The 15,866-nt window shown below is 62.2% G+C and carries 11 protein-coding genes and 2 rRNA genes (1 of these 13 cut by a window edge); 9 read left to right on the top strand and 4 right to left on the bottom strand.

From position 1 onward, the window contains the following. From IGS74_RS12010 to IGS74_RS12000, 3 genes are all read left to right on the top strand, one after another. Window positions 1-1,458: ribosomal RNA gene (locus IGS74_RS12010) — 23S ribosomal RNA — on the top strand; it begins 1,361 nt to the left of the window's first position. 56 nt (window positions 1,459-1,514) lie between these two features. Continuing rightward, window positions 1,515-1,629, top strand: a 5S ribosomal RNA gene (gene rrf, locus IGS74_RS12005). 1,131 nt (window positions 1,630-2,760) lie between these two features. Continuing rightward, window positions 2,761-3,720 (top strand): LysR family transcriptional regulator, encoded by a 960-nt coding sequence (locus IGS74_RS12000; RefSeq protein ID WP_192386375.1) that lies wholly within the window; start codon window positions 2,761-2,763, stop codon window positions 3,718-3,720. On the opposite strand, the gene IGS74_RS11995 is transcribed toward IGS74_RS12000, so the two are convergent. Next, window positions 3,630-4,175, bottom strand: coding sequence for a TetR family transcriptional regulator (locus IGS74_RS11995; protein ID WP_192386373.1), 546 nt, complete (start codon window positions 4,173-4,175; stop codon window positions 3,630-3,632). The genes IGS74_RS12000 and IGS74_RS11995 overlap by 91 nt on opposite strands. A gap of 90 nt (window positions 4,176-4,265) precedes the next feature. Between IGS74_RS11995 and IGS74_RS11990 the strand changes: the two genes are divergently transcribed. The 5 genes from IGS74_RS11990 to IGS74_RS11970 all read left to right on the top strand — a co-directional run bounded on the left by IGS74_RS11990 (window position 4,266) and on the right by IGS74_RS11970 (window position 12,544). Next, on the top strand, window positions 4,266-5,765 hold the full coding sequence (locus IGS74_RS11990; protein WP_192386371.1) for an MFS transporter: 1,500 nt from the start codon (window positions 4,266-4,268) through the stop codon (window positions 5,763-5,765). A 738-nt stretch (window positions 5,766-6,503) separates the two neighbouring features. Beyond that, window positions 6,504-8,165 (top strand): DUF2235 domain-containing protein, encoded by a 1,662-nt coding sequence (locus IGS74_RS11985; protein WP_246722537.1) that lies wholly within the window; start codon window positions 6,504-6,506, stop codon window positions 8,163-8,165. Beyond that, complete coding sequence (locus IGS74_RS20055) at window positions 8,165-10,165, top strand: peptidoglycan-binding domain-containing protein (RefSeq protein WP_206688153.1); 2,001 nt, start codon at window positions 8,165-8,167, stop codon at window positions 10,163-10,165. Before IGS74_RS11985 ends, IGS74_RS20055 begins: the two co-directional genes overlap by 1 nt. Window positions 10,166-10,238: 73 nt before the next feature. Further along, window positions 10,239-11,558 (top strand): hypothetical protein, encoded by a 1,320-nt coding sequence (locus IGS74_RS11975; RefSeq protein WP_192386369.1) that lies wholly within the window; start codon window positions 10,239-10,241, stop codon window positions 11,556-11,558. 329 nt (window positions 11,559-11,887) lie between these two features. Then, a complete protein-coding gene (locus IGS74_RS11970; protein ID WP_192386367.1) occupies window positions 11,888-12,544 on the top strand; it encodes a hypothetical protein in 657 nt (218 codons plus the stop codon). A gap of 202 nt (window positions 12,545-12,746) precedes the next feature. On the opposite strand, the gene IGS74_RS11965 is transcribed toward IGS74_RS11970, so the two are convergent. Then, window positions 12,747-13,499, bottom strand: coding sequence for a sulfite exporter TauE/SafE family protein (locus IGS74_RS11965; RefSeq protein WP_192386365.1), 753 nt, complete (start codon window positions 13,497-13,499; stop codon window positions 12,747-12,749). A 97-nt stretch (window positions 13,500-13,596) separates the two neighbouring features. Between IGS74_RS11965 and IGS74_RS11960 the strand changes: the two genes are divergently transcribed. Next, window positions 13,597-14,487 (top strand): LysR family transcriptional regulator, encoded by an 891-nt coding sequence (locus tag IGS74_RS11960; RefSeq protein ID WP_192386363.1) that lies wholly within the window; start codon window positions 13,597-13,599, stop codon window positions 14,485-14,487. 274 nt (window positions 14,488-14,761) lie between these two features. Here the strand turns inward: IGS74_RS11960 and IGS74_RS11950 are convergent, their stop codons facing one another. Together IGS74_RS11950 and IGS74_RS11945 are read right to left on the bottom strand one after the other, a co-directional pair. Beyond that, window positions 14,762-14,983: a hypothetical protein gene (locus tag IGS74_RS11950; protein ID WP_192386361.1), complete on the bottom strand. Its 222-nt coding sequence runs from the start codon at window positions 14,981-14,983 to the stop codon at window positions 14,762-14,764. A 13-nt stretch (window positions 14,984-14,996) separates the two neighbouring features. Beyond that, window positions 14,997-15,809 carry an alpha/beta fold hydrolase gene (locus tag IGS74_RS11945; protein ID WP_246722536.1) on the bottom strand — a complete coding sequence of 271 codons (813 nt, stop codon included), beginning with the start codon at window positions 15,807-15,809 and terminating at the stop codon, window positions 14,997-14,999. Between the last annotated feature and the right edge of the window lie 57 nt (window positions 15,810-15,866).

Here is a 15,866-nt window from a genome sequence, read left to right as displayed (position 1 = left end):
GTCCAAGGGTTCCTGCTTAAAGTTAATCTGAGCAGGGTTAGCCGGCCCCTAAGGCGAGGCCGAAAGGCGTAGTCGATGGGAACCACGTTAATAATCGTGGGCCTGGTGGTGAGTGACGGATCCTGTGTGTTGTCGAGGCTTAACGGATTGTCTCGGCGGCGAAGGGGTCCCAGGAAATAGCCCCACCGAATAGACCGTACCCGAAACCGACACAGGTGGACTGGTAGAGTATACCAAGGCGCTTGAGAGAACTGCGTTGAAGGAACTCGGCAAATTGCACGCGTAACTTCGGAAGAAGCGTGACCCTTTATCGGGCAACCGGTATGGGGTGGCACAGACCAGGGGGTAGCGACTGTTTATCAAAAACACAGGGCTCTGCGAAGTCGCAAGACGACGTATAGGGTCTGACGCCTGCCCGGTGCTGGAAGGTTAAGAGGAGGGGTGCAAGCTCTGAATCGAAGCCCCAGTAAACGGCGGCCGTAACTATAACGGTCCTAAGGTAGCGAAATTCCTTGTCGGGTAAGTTCCGACCTGCACGAATGGCGTAACGACTTCCCCGCTGTCTCCAACGCAGACTCAGTGAAATTGAATTCCCCGTGAAGATGCGGGGTTCCTGCGGTCAGACGGAAAGACCCCGTGCACCTTTACTATAGCTTTACACTGGCATTCGTGTCGGCATGTGTAGGATAGGTGGTAGGCTTTGAAGCGAGGGCGCCAGCTCTCGTGGAGCCATCCTTGAAATACCACCCTTATCGTCATGGATGTCTAACCGCGGCCCGTCATCCGGGTCCGGGACAGTGTATGGTGGGTAGTTTGACTGGGGCGGTCGCCTCCCAAAGAGTAACGGAGGCGCGCGATGGTGGGCTCAGAACGGTCGGAAATCGTTCGTCGAGTGCAATGGCATAAGCCCGCCTGACTGCGAGACAGACAAGTCGAGCAGAGACGAAAGTCGGTCATAGTGATCCGGTGGTCCCGCGTGGAAGGGCCATCGCTCAACGGATAAAAGGTACGCCGGGGATAACAGGCTGATGACCCCCAAGAGTCCATATCGACGGGGTTGTTTGGCACCTCGATGTCGGCTCATCGCATCCTGGGGCTGGAGCAGGTCCCAAGGGTTTGGCTGTTCGCCAATTAAAGCGGTACGTGAGCTGGGTTCAGAACGTCGTGAGACAGTTCGGTCCCTATCTGCCGTGGGTGTAGGAATATTGACAGGATCTGTCCCTAGTACGAGAGGACCGGGATGGACGTATCTCTGGTGGACCTGTTGTGGCGCCAGCCGCATAGCAGGGTAGCTATATACGGTCGGGATAACCGCTGAAGGCATCTAAGCGGGAAACCCACCTGAAAACGAGTGTTCCCTATCAGAGCCGTGGAAGACCACCACGTCGATAGGCCGGGTGTGGAAGCGAGGTAACTCGTGAAGCTTACCGGTACTAATAGCTCGATCGGCTTGATCGTTCTCATTCGCCAATGCCCATTCCCAAAAAGACACAGCTTCCAATGCACTTAGCCGACCTGGTGGTCATTGCGAGGGCCCTGCACCCGATCCCATGCCGAACTCGGCCGTGAAATCCCTCCGCGCCAATGATACTTCGTCTCAAGACGCGGGAAAGTCGGTCGCTGCCAGGTCTGCTAAGTGCATCTCTCTCTTCACATCATCAAAACAAACCAGCTTCCCAACACATACAAACACACATCACAAAACGCCCCGCCCCAAAGCGGGGCCGTCCGCGTTCGCGCTGCAACCCAAGCCAATACGCAAATAGCCCGGCCGTCCGCGTTCAAAATCCCTCAAGTCCCTCCCGCCATCGCACCGCGGCAATGATCCCCCCGTGGCAACAACGGAACGCGGTCACGCCAGAGCGACCCCGATCAGCCCCCCGATCTCCATGAACAGGCGCAGCAGGCAGGCAGAGGGGCGGCTGAGCCACACAAAGCGAAATGTTGGACGGTATGATCCGCCCAAAGCGCCAAAGGCACGGCCACAGGCACGAGTTCCGGGAGATGCCTGCCACAAGCGGGAAAGGGGCTGTTCCGAAGACGCGTCACGCCAGAGCGACCCGGGTCAGCCCCCGATCTCCATGAACAGACACAGCAGGCAGGCAAAGGGGCGGCAACGCTCCAGAACGTCGCCCCGGCGTACCTCTCCCCATACAAGCCAACGGCGGCAAAGCCTCACCCAGGGCGCACGCTAGTAAGGCAAAGCAGAAGCCGTCGCTGCCAGGTCTGCCAAGTGCATCTCTCTCTCTTTTCCTCCCCTTCCAAACTCCAAACTTATCCCGAACAGCCCCGCCAAAAGCGGGGCTGTTCGCGTTTGGGCCACGATCCAAGCTGAAATGCAGAAACGCGGCCGTCCGCGTTCAAAACCCCTCAAGTCCCTTCCGCCATCGCGCCGCGGCAATGATCCCCCCGCGGCAACAACGGAACGCGGTCACGCCAGAGCGGCCCCGATCAGCCCCCGATCTCCATGAACAGGCGCAGTAGGCAGGCAGGCAGGGGGGGCGGCTGAGCCACACAAAGCGGCAAAGGCAAGCCACAGGCACGAGTTCCGGGAGATGCCTGTCACAGGCGGGAAAGGGGTTGTTCCGAAGACGCGTCACGCCAGAGCGACCCCAATCAGCCCCCGATCTCCATGAACAGGCGCAGCAGGCAGGCAGAGGAGGCTATTCCGAACTGGAATGAAGCGTGATCTGTTGGCATATATCAGGCAAACGCTCCGCGTCGCTCGAGGTCTTGCCGATGTTGCTTCCACGAAGCCTGATGCCATCCTTTCAGGAAATGCGCGCCTTCGAGGCCACAGCGCGTCATGGAAGCTTCACCACCGCCGGAAGGGAACTCAGCCTGACCCAAAGCGCGGTCAGCAAGCAGGTACGGCAACTCGAGGATACACTCGGCGTACAGCTGTTCATCCGCCTGCCGGGGGGCGTTGCCCTGACGCCGCATGGTGAGCGCTTTCTGTTGTCGGCACGCCGGATTTTGGAGGATTGCGAAAAGGCGACCCATGCGATCGTGTCGTCCGTCGGCAGCCAGCGAACCCTTCGGATCGCCGTACTTCCCACCTTTGCCTCGCGATGGCTTATTCCGCGGCTGCCTGCTTTCATTGCGCGCCATGACGGTGTGACGGTCGAGCTGACGACCGAGCCGAAGCCGTTCGACATGGTGGAGCGGTCGGTTGACGTCGCCATTCATTACGGCGCGCCGGCCTGGCCCAATGGCGACGTCAGCTTTCTATGCCGCGAGCAGATCGTGGCTGTCGGGAGCCCCGCCTATCTGCGGGACAATGCGGTGAAACAGGTGGACGATCTTCAACATGCGACCTTGCTGCAGCAGGCGACGCGTCCGCACATCTGGCAGCAATGGTTCGCGGCCGTCGGTGCGGAACACCCATACCCCTATCGCGGGCCGATGTTCGACCAGTTCGCGATGACAAGCCAGGCCGCGGTCGCCGGAATGGGCATCGCACTGGTTCCGACATTCCTGATCGAACGGGAACTGGTCAGGGGCGAGCTCCAGGCACTGCCCAATCCGCCATGGAGCGGGCCGGGGGCCTATTATCTGGTGACCCCGATTGCGGCTGCCGGCGATGCACTCGTTGCCGACTTCGTCGACTGGATGCAGGGCCAGGTCAGCTACCGACCCTTGGACAAGGCGGATATATCGTCGAGAATGTCGTTCCACTCTGCGTCATCCAATGCGACCAGGTCGAAGGCGCGGAGGTAGAAGACACCCTCGGAAGCCAGAAAGGCCAGGCGCACCCGCCGGGCTTCCTCAGTTTTCGCGTCGAGGTTGGACAGGCGGTGGGTGTACCAGTCGCGTGTTTCGGCGATCTGGGATGGCGTCTGGAGCAAAGCGGCCATCATTGCGGAGGATCGCGAGTTTTCTGCAGCGTCGGTCCTGCGGTTTGCCTCGACATGGCCGCGCAAGGTAGCGATGGCGTCGGCGTCAGGCCCAGCAAGCTGACGCACGGCGGCATCGAACCCCTCGCACCACCGCTGCAACATGGCGTTGATGAGACTGTCCTTCGAGCCGAAGCAATACTGCACGCCGCCCTTAGTGATCCCGGCTTCGCGGGCGACCGCGTCGATCGTCAGCCCGGACGCGCCGGTCCGCTGCACGACCGCCTCCGCAGCGTCGAGCACCTTGTCCCTATCGATCGTTCTGGGTCTGCCGGCCATGTTGCCTCTTTATTTCCATACGTACGTATTTATATTGCCGTTACCCGATCGCAATCCGTGGCGGAGCGAGGGCACGATAAGGATTCCGAAATGGCTACCGGTAACCGCTGGCTGGTTCTTGCAATCGTATCCAGCGCGCTTTTCCTGATCGTCGTCGACATGACGGTACTTTACACGGCCCTGCCGCGGCTGACACATGATCTCGCTGCCAGCGCATCGCAGAAATTATGGATCGTCAACGCCTATCCCCTCGTCGTTGCGGGTCTTTTGCCCGGGCTGGGCACACTCGGCGACCGGTTGGGTCATCGTAGCCTGTTCCTGGCCGGCCTGGTCGTCTTCGGCATTGCATCCTTGTCCGCGGCCTATTCGCCAACGCCCGAAGCCTTGATCGGATCACGGGTGCTGCTGGCGGTCGGTGCAGCCATGATGATGCCGGCGACGCTGTCGATCATTCGCCTGACCTTCACCGACGATGATGAACGGTCCTTCGCAATCGGCATATGGGCCGCTGTCGCCTCCGGGGGCGCGGCCTTCGGCCCGGTCATCGGCGGAGTGATGCTGGAGTATTTCTGGTGGGGCTCGGTTTTCCTTATCAACGTGCCGGTCGTGGCGGCGGCGTTTGTCCTTGGCTACCTGATTGTTCCGGCGCGGCGCGGCGATGCCAGCCGCAAATGGGATATCGTGGCATCCGCGCAGATCATGGTGGGTTTGATCGCCCTTGCCTTTGCCATAAAAGAAGTCGGACGACGTGAGGCGACCTGGGAAACAGTCGTGGCCGGCGCGGTCGTCGGTGTTGCCGCCATGGCGCTCTTTGTCCGCAGGCAGCGCCGCAGCCCCGCGCCGCTGATCGATTTTACCCTGTTCCGTGCATCGCGGTTCTCGGCCGGTGTGGCGACCGCGATGGCCACCGCCGCCGCTCTCGTCGGCATCGAACTCATCCTCAGCCAGCGGCTTCAGCTCGTCCTCGGCTACTCTCCATTGGAGGCAGGATTGCTGATCCTGCCAATCCCGGCGGCGGCCTTCGTTGCGGGTCCGCTTGCCGGGCTTGCCCTGCCGAAGCTGGGGGTCGACCGCACCTTATGGCTCTCCCTCGGCGTCGCGGGGCTCGGCCTGGCCCTTTACATTCTGAGCCTTGGCGGCGCGGCGTCCGTTTGGCTTGGCGCACTGGCGGTCATGGGGTTCGGGATTGGAGCGGCGATGACGGCAGCGTCCAGTACGATCATGATGAGTGCGCCGGAAAACCGGGCAGGCATGGCCGCGTCGGTAGAAGAAGTGTCCTACGAACTCGGCGGCGCGATCGGGGTTGCGATGATCGGCAGCCTGATGTCGCTCGTCTATACGGCCAGCCTTATGCTTCCGCAGGGGCTGACCGGCGACAAGACCGCGCTGGACAGTCTGGACGAAGCGCTCATCGCTGCGGACCGCCTGCCGGCGGGCGAAGCCGAAATCCTGGCCGCGCTGGCCAAATCCGCGTTCGATAACGCCTATCTGGCCGTCGCCGCGATGGTGACATTCCTGCTTCTGGCCACTGCACTGGGTGTGTGGTTCATGACCCGCAATCAGGCCGCATCGCGAACGACGACGACATAGGGGACCGATCCGGGAGTTCCCACCAGTTTCACCTTCCCACGCTCATGCAATCGCGCCAGGAGGCGAAGGTCTTCGTCTCCAAACGAATCCAGACTGACCGCGCCGCGCTCCAGGCCGGAACCGCTGATAAGCATTTTTTCTCGGGTGACCATGCTGCCTGTACCTCCACGTCCGGCCGATATGGCGGGTCGAACGCCATTTGTGCGGCGCAACGTGGCTTAAGCTGGGACAGGAACGACCGACGACCAGCGACCGATCGCCACGCATCAACTATAGGAGGTGCATAGAGTTGATCCGGAAATCTTTCCCGCCCGGATGGCGTAACCCGGATGAAAAAGACGCGATCAGGGCAGAAGGCGCATCGGCAGAGCTTGCCCCGCCGCTCCAAGGGCAAACAGGCACGGGTTGCGTGCGGGCGCATTACTGGACCTTCTGCCGATCATGATACCGCCATGACGCTTTCCACCGCAGCAAAGACTGCATGGTCCTTTAACATCATAAGGTGGGCTTGCTTGTTGCGGTGCAGTTGAAAGTCGAACTGACGCCTGGTTGCTTTTATGACGTCGATGCGCTAACAACTACCGCCTGTATCTTTTGAATCTGTGCTTAAGAATTATGATCGGGTTGGTGGCGGCATAGTCATGGATCGATGGCTAGGAGCAGCCTTGGCGTGCCCTGTCAGTAATACATAATCTGAGAATGGCGATCGAGACAACCAGATCGCCCGGTTGTAGCGGCATGAAGCATTTCGGTCGGCGCGACTGCGTAGACCCGAATTCTCTTCATACAGATAAGTTTGTCCAAGCGTACAGATCCGGTTTTCCTGCTCATCGGGGGAGAGCGATGGAATTCGTTGTGTGCTGTGATGGAACCTGGAACACGCCGGATGACCTGGATCAGGGCATTCCCGCGCCCACCAACGTCGTGAAGCTGCGCAACATCCTTGCGGATACGGGCCCCGACGGAACGCCGCAGCGCGTCTATTATCATCCGGGCGTCGGCGCCGACGGCACCAAGTGGGAACGGCTCGCCGGCGGCGGGATGGGCGAGGGGCTCGAGAAGAACGTCCAGAGCGCCTATTACTGGCTTGCAACGACCTATCGGCCGGGCGGCCGGATCTGGCTCTTCGGCTTCAGCCGGGGTGCCTATACGGTTCGCAGCCTGAGCGGGATGATCTCCCAGTGTGGACTGCTCGACCTTTCCGATCACGCCATCCCGCCTGAGACGGCATGGGCCTCGGTCGAAGCGGTTTATCAAGCCTATCGCAGGACATCGGACGGCACTCCAAAGATGGTCGCGCTGAGGGACATGCCCTTCCATGGTGTGCCACCGGGAAAACCTACCCTGCTGTCGACGAAAATCTACTTCATCGGTGTGTGGGACACGGTCGGTGCCCTGGGCGTGCCCGACGACATGGCGCTCCTCAACCTCATCGACGATCCCGCGAAGTTCGAATTTCACGATACGGATCTCAGTGCTGCAGTGGTTCATGCCCGCCATGCGGTTGCCATGGACGAGCGGCGACAAAGTTTCGAGCCGACGCTCTGGATCGATACGCCGCCACGCCAGGAAATGAAGCAGGTCTGGTTTCCCGGGGTGCACGGCGATGTTGGCGGCGGCTATTGGCGTTGCGGCCTGTCGGACGGCGCACTCAAGTGGATGGTGGATGAAGCCTCCGCCCTGGGGCTGGCGTTCAAGCCTGGCGGTGTCCAACAGATCAGGTCCGATCCGCGCGATGTCCTGCACGATTCCCGGACAGGCATTTTCAAGGCCTTGAAAACGCGTCCACGCGCCGTGCCCCTTGTCGACACATCATCCGGTGCAGCCATACACCCCCCGGCGCACATGCGCCGCGAGGATCCGCCCATCGCGCAGGGCGCTTACTGGCCATCCGTGACGCTCGCCCCCGCAAAGCCGAAAACAGTCAGGATTTTCGCCAGGCAGCAGTGGAATGCGACCGGATTGTACCTCGAAGGGGGCGTTTCCTATCGCTTCACCTCGGAGGGGCAGTGGATCGATGGATCAATCGCGTGCGGTCCGGACGGGGCTGCCGATGGGCGCCTCGATGTTGGAAAGGCCTTCCATCTCGTCGGTACGGCGCTCGGCAAGCTGGAGAGGGTCTATAAACGCCTGACAGGCAACCCCCAGGCCGATTTCATCCTGACGCGCCGGGAAGAGGAGATCGACTGGTTCGCGCTGGTCGGCATGGTCGCCAATGGCTGGAAGCCGCCGGACAGCCCGAGAGAGCGGCCAAACCAGATTTTCCCTATTGGCTCGGGCACGACATTCACACCTGCGGTTGGCGGATACCTCTATTGCTTCGCGAACGACGCATGGCAGACCTACGACAATAACAGAGGAAGTATTCGCCTGACGGTGTCGCCGAAGGAGGAAGCGTGATGGTCGATTATTTCGTCACTCGCAAGACCGCGCTGCGGCCCGACCCGGACGACACGTCTCCGGAGGTCACCTTACTACAGATCAATGAGACGGTCTCGGCACTGCGTGAACTCCGTCCCTGGATGAAGGTTTCGCTGAGCCGGGATGGCTGCGAGACCCTCTTTGGCTGGGTGCGCCTGGAAATGGTCAGCACGCGTGCGGCCGATCCATTTCAGGTCTTCGATGAACCGGAGGGCGTGGCAAGGAGCGTGATCGGCGAGATCGTGGCGACACGCCTCACCTTGCCGCCCTGGCGCAAGGTCGACATCCTCCTTTCGGACGGCAGCGTAGAGACAGGCTGGATCGTCAATGCGAGCGCCCCCGACGGCGACGCCGGCGGAGACGACGGCAGTTCAGTCGGCGACAATCAGTCGGGGGAAGGCCGGGAAACGCTCGATCTTGGGCCAAACGAGATCTACCGATCGTCCATCCTTTTGGCGCAGACGCGCACCGGTATCGCGGCGGCGGCGCTGGCGGCGCTTATCGACGCAGAAGCGGCCAAGCTCCCCTCGGGGGAATGGAACAAGAGGTCGACGGCAGGCACCAGCAGCGCCGCCGGCCTGACGCAATTCTTGAAAACCACCTGGCTGGGCGAGGCGCGAAAGCCGCGCACGTTCCTCAATGAATGCTGCCGGGCCAAGGGTTATGTCGATGCGGCCAACGCCGTCGTCGCCCGCCGGCAAGCCGAGCTTCTGGCGCTGCGGTTCGACCCGGAACTGTCGATCGTCGCCGCCGCCGAATACGGTGCCGCTAATCTGGAAGCTCTCGTCAAGGCCGGCCTGGTGCCGCTGGAAGCCGGCGACGACGAGAAGGCGCGCTTCATCTACATCGCCCATCATGAAGGGCTGGGCGGCGCACGATCCTTTCTGGAGGGAAGCCAGACCTATTCCCTGAAAGATCTTGCGAAGCAGGTCGGTCAGGCGGCTGCGCAGCGCTTCGTCGACGCGGCCGGCGGCGATGCGACGCGGGCTTATCGCACCTGGCTGGATACGTATGTGCAGGAGAAGATACAGCCTGCAAGGTTCCGCCGCAGCCGACCGGGTATCACCTTGCCGCGCGGCGAGGGGCTGAAATCGCTTCTGCAGTTCGACGGCGCGGCGCGCCCGGTCAGCGATCTGAGTTCCGATGCCGCCTTGGCCAAGGCGGTGCAATGGCGCCTGACCGAACTCGGTTATCTCGACCCGCCGGCAGACGGGAAGTTCGGGCCGGTTTCGTCCTGGGCTCTCGGCGAGTTCTGCGACCGGAACGGGGTCTCTCTGCGCGAGGGCTTCACCCGCACGGTGGCGCAGCGGCTGGTGACACCAACGGTTTTTCTGCCGGAGATCGTACCGGGCGGGACGTGGTTCGACAAAGTCATCTCGGCCATGAAGACCGAGGGTCACTTCATCAGCCGGCACCCAGACGCGAAGAACATCGTGTACCTTGAAGGTGCAAGCCGCGATGGCCGGCCGAACGACGATACGCCCAACCAGTTCAATGATCTGCGTATCGTATTCTCCGTCGGAGAAGGCGGGACGATCGATGTCGAAGGCTCTGTCTGGGACGGCACGACCGAGCCCGGCCGGTACTGGACGCTCAATCCGATGAACCCGCTTGGCGCGGCACGCATCGCCTTCGGCCAGTACAAGGCATGGTGTGTCGGAACCCATCATCCCAACGCCGCGTCGGCGCATCAGGCGCTGGTACAGATCGAGCCGATCAGCGTCTACCGAGACCGGAACAAGGACTTCAAGCGCCCCGGCGACATGGTCGATACGGGCCTCTTCGCGATCAATCAGCATTGGGGCTACGACGCGCCGCAGGACGACCTTGGGCGCACGAGTGCCGGCTGCCTTGTCGGCCGCACCAGGGATGGCCACCGCAAGTTCATGTCGCTCGTGAAAACCGACCCGCGCTATATCGCCAGCCGCTCGTACCGGTTCATGACGACAGTCCTGCCGGGAGACAGGGTGCTGGGCTGAGAGATGACATTCCATCAGTCGCACAGCGCCGCCGATGCCGCCCGCGGGCCGGATGATGAGGGAGGGGCAGAGCGTGGTCGATACAGGCAAAAAGGTCGATCGGGCGCGGCTGCTGCGCGCGAAGGCCGCAGCCCTCGAACAGGAGCGTCAAACGCTTCTTGATGCCTGCTCGGCGCAGGAGCGGCCTTTCGTCAAGGCATTGGTCGACATGCCCGGTGGCGCCGACGCAACCATGCCGCGTGGATGGCGGAGCGCGGCCCGGCGCAGCCTGCCGCAGATTCTCGCGGTCCTGTCCATCCTTGCCTCGCTGCCGCTCCTTATCGCCCTCCGATCTCTGGACCCGTCTCCTCTCGGCGTCGTCGTCGCAATCGCGACGATCGTGCTTGTCCTGCTTCTCGTCCTGTCGCTTGCGACCGATCTTCCGTCGCACTGGCGGAACGTATCTCTGGTGCTTGAATCGGGGTCATTCTATTTCTTCGCTGGCCTTGCGCTTCTTTTTTTCGCGCAGCGCGGCTCCGATGCGCGCGAACACCCGTCGATCACCTTCATCCTTGCCATGCTTGGCGTTGCGATCATGCTTTTCGGCACGGGCTCGCAGGCGACGGGCGCCCTGGCTACCCAGGGTGCACGGCTTCCGCCGCTTGGGGAACCGTCCGGTACGACTGCGACGGAACCTTCCGGCCAAGGGGGAGACGGCGCGCCGGGATGGGGGCCGATGAAAGCCAATGCCATCATCGCAGGCGGCGCTGCCGTCCTGACCATCGTGTTCGGCTTCGGGGTGATCTATTACCGGGATGAGATTCCGCGTGTATTCAACGACTATGGCCAGTATGAGCGCATCCTCGTGAAGCCGTGTTACACGCGGGCGCAAAGCTGTGTCGCCTCCGATTTCACGCTCCGGGATGGGCCCAGGGATTTCGACTTTCGCTCCTACGAGGTGACGGCCAGCAATGCGGAAGGCGAGGAGCTTTTCGTTCGCAAAAGCCAGGGAGGGTTCCAGATCCTTGCCCTCCCGGGGGAAGATCTCAAGATCGGCCGGCTCGTGCAGGTCAAGCTGCTGCGCACCGAGGTAGAGGCCGCCGCCAGCGATTATGAGCCATCGATCACCTTGACCATGCGGCTGCCGGACTCTCAAAGCAGGGTCGTCGATGGAGGGGAGGCATCGTCCTGCCTTGCAACACTCAGCACGCGCTCGGCCAATTGCCGTGTCGCGATGGTGCGCGATCCGTTCGACAACAGGGAGGTAAGGACGACCATGGACATCCTGTCCCTGAACCTCGTGCGGGAAGCGCCGGATGGCGCACTGCAGGCCAAGATGCAGCCAGTTCCGGACGTGCCGTCCGGCAGTCTCAATGCGGACAGCCTTCAGTCAGTGGATCTGGATCTGCGATGATGAGCGCCCGGTGGATATCCACGAGGTGCATCCTGGGGCGGAAGAAAAGGTCGGCCGCCACGGCCCTTGTGGCGTTGTTGATGGCCTTGAGCCCCGCGACGGGCCGGTGCGAACCCGCGGCCGACCCCCAGGGCTATATCGACGCGCTCCGGGCAGAACTTGGCGGCTATGCGCAGGACGGTCCATCGCGCAACCTGACCGCCGTCCTGCAACTCGGCCAGCAACTGACCAAGGATCCGCAGGCCCTGATGGGCTTTCGCAATGCGCTCGACGTCGCCGCAGTGTCCCGAATCGCTGCGGCGGCGTCCTCGAAGGATCGACCGCTTCGCGTGACGGCGGCCCGCCTGCTGATCGATCTTATCGACAATCGGACGATGTGCGCCGTTGCCGACAAGCTTATGGCCAATGAACTCGATGCCGACGCGCAGTACAATTTTCTTCAGATCCTCCGGATCGCCAACCGCTATGCCATGGCTGAAAACCGCGCGTGGAACGCGCAGGCGGTCTCGGCGGTGACAGAGCGCCTGCCCAAGGAGGGATTTGCCAAGACACGCAACTTGCTGGCCACACTCGGGCGTGAACAGGCCGATCTTGCCTCGCCGGCCAACCTCATCATTCTCGCATCGAGGGAACCGGGTTCCTTTGCTGGCTGCAGTGCGCTGCCAAATATCGCAAGGCTTGCCGCCGAGAACAGGTCCGTTTCCCTTTATCTCCATACAGGCCGGACCAGTCAGGAGATCGATGCGCTCAGCGCGGGCCTGCAGGCCGCCGGCTTTGTCGTCAAGGGAACAGACAGGCAGGAAGATCTCGTCGGCGGGCCGGGCATCGACTATCCGGCCTCGATCGGCAATTCGGAAGAAGTGCAACCCGCGTTGCGCGATAAGGCCGACACTGTCGGCTCGATCCTCGCCGCCGTGATCAACGTCACCATCGCGCCGCGCCCGCAGAACGGCATGGCGGCCGATACCCTGGGTGTGTGGTTCTGAACAGCCGGTCTGGCGGCCTATGCGATCCATGTGCCGGGGTTCGAACTTCGGTTACTGAAGCTTCAGTTCGATGCGGCCAACCACCGGCGTGCTGCATCGGGCGGGTCATGCGATGTGCATGGCACGGTTGGCGTCCGTTCCCCCGAACATGCCATACAATCGGTTGTCATCGGGAAAATGGATTCGACCGTCGCCCGCTGGGTCAGCGCAAAAACCTCGTGGCCATTTCGCACCCAAGCAACAGCAAACAGATCAGGAAGCCGTTCCGAAAGGCGAGCGGGCTGATCCGGTTGCGAACGATCTGCCCCGCCCACATGCCCGCCAGCGCCGGCAACACCGCAAACGCCGAGAGCAAGAAGCGATCGGCCTGAAATGCCCCATGCGCGCCAAGTCCGATGGTGAGTGCGATCGTCGATACTGTAAAGGATAGACCGAGAGCCTGCACGAGGTCGTCCTTGGATAGACCAAGCGCCTGGAGATAAGGGACTGCCGGTATGACGAAAACGCCGGTCCCCCCCGTCACGGCTCCTGTGATCGCGCCGATCAGCGGTGACAGCCACGGCTCGGTACGGCACGGAACGCTGATCTGGCGCGCGAACAATGTATAGGCCGCATAGACGACGAGCGCGATGCCGAGAAACGCCGTCGTAAGCTTGGTGTCGCCGCCGGCGATCCATGTCGATCCGAGCACGGTTCCCGCGACGACGGCCAGCATCATCGGCCAGAGCCGCCTCAGGAGCGGGCCGAAGTTCGGGCCAGCCAGAAGCTGCCAGACATTGGTGACGAAGGACGGCAAGATCAGCAGGCTTGCGGCCGCCAGCGGCGAGACGAGGGCACCAAGCACGCCCATCGCCACGGTGGGCAAACCCATGCCAGTGACGCCCTTGACGAGGCCGGCCGCGAAGAAGGTGGCAACGACCGCGATGAGTAACGGTGTGGAGGAAAGATCGAACATAGCCCATGACTCTCGGGCGGACGGCTTCTCGCAATGCGGAAGGTCCGATGCGTGACTTCGGCTATACCGAAGGCAGATATGCGATTATACGTTCAGCATGCGTTTCGACCTGATTGATCTGCGCCTTTTCCTGGCGGTCGTCGATGCCGGTAGCATCACCCATGGCGCGGCCGAAGCGGGAATGTCGCTGCCGGCTGCCAGCGAGCGGCTGCGCGACATGGAAGCCGCCGGTGAAGTCCAGCTGCTCCGGCGCGGCCGACGGGGCGTCAGTCCGACCGAAGCGGGTGAGGCGCTCGCCCATCATGCGCGCACGATCCTGCATCAGATGGCGCAGATGCGCGGAGAGATATCCCGCTACGCCAAGCAAATGCGCGCCAGCGTCCGCATCTACGCCAATACGGCGGCGGTTACGGAGTTTCTTCCCGATCGGCTCGCGCCCTGGATGGCAACTCATCCACAGATCGACATCGAACTGAAAGAAAGGCAAAGCTCTGAGATCGCGCGCAGCGTTGCCGCGGGCTTTGCGGAAATCGGTATCCTGTCCAGCGCCGCTGAGACCGCCGACCTCATATCGCACCCATTTGCCATCGACCGGCTGGTAGCCGTCTTCGCGCGGGACCACGATCTTACGAAACAGCGCCTGCTTTGCTTCGCCGATCTGCTCGTTCATCCTTTCATCGCCTTGGCGGGAGGCGCATTGCAACAGCACCTTGAGATGCAGGCTGCCCAGCTTGGGACGAAGTTGAAGTTGCGCGTTGCGCTTCGCAGTTTCGAAGGTATCTGCCGGATGGCCAGCGAGGGCGTCGGTGTCGGCATCATTCCGGAAACGGCAGCCCGGCGCTTGAGGCGATCCGCACCTGTTGCAACGGCTCGGCTTCACGACGGCTGGGCGACGCGCGAACTGTCCGTCTGTGTTCGCAGCGAAGCGGAGCTGACCGCGCCCGCACGCAGTCTGTTCGAGCATCTGACATCGGCTGCGCACGCCTGATGGGCCGTGATAGGCGCCATTCCAAGCCAGGCCCTTCCGCCTGAGCGCCTGCTTCACCGTCTGACGTTCCAACACCTTGTCGTCAGCCGCGCAAGTTCGGCCAGCCTGTCTTCATCTCAACACCGATCCGCCGACCCCAAAACCAGAACACGACAAGATTGGCATCGACGACCGTGTATTGGTTGGGCACTGCCCATTCGCGGCCATCGGACAGGATGTGGTCGATATGATCGTAGGCGTGCGGATGTTCTTTTATCCCTTGCTCTTCACTGCCTCATGGTGCGCCGGATCGGGGCACGAACCGGTGCGGACGCCAGAGCTGGCGACAGCCGATGCCGTGTAGATCGGTCGAAATCCAGCTCAGCCATTCCAGGCATCGGGCTTCACCAGCCGGATCGGCCGGCAACAGTTTCGCCTCGGGCTGGCCGCCCATTTCCTCCAGCAGGCTGTGGACAGCGAGCGGGCAGGGGCCGGGCGAGTAACAGAGACTGTGCATGAAAATCTCCCGTTCAAGGATCGATGACGCGGCTGGGCCATGGATTTCGGCCGTCGCGCAGCCATAGGAGCGTGTCCAGCCAGAAGCCTGCGGCATGGCTGTCGTGGAACAGGCCGAAATGTCCGATCGTGTCGCGGCCATAATCGGACGGCCGTAGCAGCACCGCTGTTCGCCCGGCGCTGCCGGTGTAGTAGTTCAGCGTCCGGCGAATGGCGGCCGGCGTCCCAAGCTCGTCGTCGGACACGGCCACCGCCAGGATCGGCGCCGTCACGGCAGCCATGCGGTCGAGCGCACCCCGCCGCACCGCGCGCGGATGGCTACGCTCGAAACGCGACCTGCGAAAACTCCATTCAAAGGCGACGCCGGCCGGCAGATCTTCCAGCCACCCGAGCCGGCGGCCGGGAAAATAGCCGCATGCCAACGTCAGAGCTGGCATCGCGACATGCCATTTGAAAAACAGGCGGAGCCGCCGATGCGAGGCGTAGTCGCCCCACCAGGCATATTGGGCGCCAACGGTCAGCATGCGCTCGATGCGGTGAGCACTCGCAGCGAGTCCCGGCAGGAAACCGCCGACGCTGTGCCCGACCACCAGCACTCTGTCATGACGACCCTGCTGCTCCACGAACCTGATGGCAGCTTCAAAATCCAGTTCGCCCCAGTCACGCCAGCGATAGAGGCAGCCACGTAGACGGACGGGCCGCGACAGCCCGATGCCGCGATAATCATAGCTCAGCACGTCGAATCCTCGCTCCGCAAGGAAACGGGCATAGCGATGATAATAGCGCGCGAGCACCCCGGTTGCGGGATTGATAATGACAGTCCCCATGGGGTCGGCCTGCCGGACCCGCCAGAGATGGCCGGCGAGCAGCACCTCGTCTGGAGA

The organism is Aureimonas sp. OT7, assembly GCF_014844055.1.
GTDB classification, from domain to species: domain Bacteria; phylum Pseudomonadota; class Alphaproteobacteria; order Rhizobiales; family Rhizobiaceae; genus Aureimonas; species Aureimonas altamirensis_A.
Note: the sequence above shows the minus strand (reverse complement) of the source record. Positions and strands in the feature narration are given on the sequence as shown.

What these genes read in the sequence shown, in the direction of transcription:
- IGS74_RS11960 (WP_192386363.1), top strand. Translation starts at nt 13,597, where the DNA reads ATGCGTTTCGACCTGATTGATCTGCGCCTTTTCCTGGCGGTCGTCGAT.
- IGS74_RS20055 (WP_206688153.1), top strand. Translation starts at nt 8,165, where the DNA reads ATGGTCGATTATTTCGTCACTCGCAAGACCGCGCTGCGGCCCGACCCG.
- IGS74_RS11965 (WP_192386365.1), bottom strand. Translation starts at nt 13,499, where the DNA reads ATGTTCGATCTTTCCTCCACACCGTTACTCATCGCGGTCGTTGCCACC.
- IGS74_RS11945 (WP_246722536.1), bottom strand. Translation starts at nt 15,809, where the DNA reads ATGGGGACTGTCATTATCAATCCCGCAACCGGGGTGCTCGCGCGCTAT.
- IGS74_RS12000 (WP_192386375.1), top strand. Translation starts at nt 2,761, where the DNA reads ATGCCATCCTTTCAGGAAATGCGCGCCTTCGAGGCCACAGCGCGTCAT.
- IGS74_RS11950 (WP_192386361.1), bottom strand. Translation starts at nt 14,983, where the DNA reads ATGCACAGTCTCTGTTACTCGCCCGGCCCCTGCCCGCTCGCTGTCCAC.
- IGS74_RS11985 (WP_246722537.1), top strand. Translation starts at nt 6,504, where the DNA reads ATGAAGCATTTCGGTCGGCGCGACTGCGTAGACCCGAATTCTCTTCAT.
- IGS74_RS11990 (WP_192386371.1), top strand. Translation starts at nt 4,266, where the DNA reads ATGGCTACCGGTAACCGCTGGCTGGTTCTTGCAATCGTATCCAGCGCG.
- IGS74_RS11995 (WP_192386373.1), bottom strand. Translation starts at nt 4,175, where the DNA reads ATGGCCGGCAGACCCAGAACGATCGATAGGGACAAGGTGCTCGACGCT.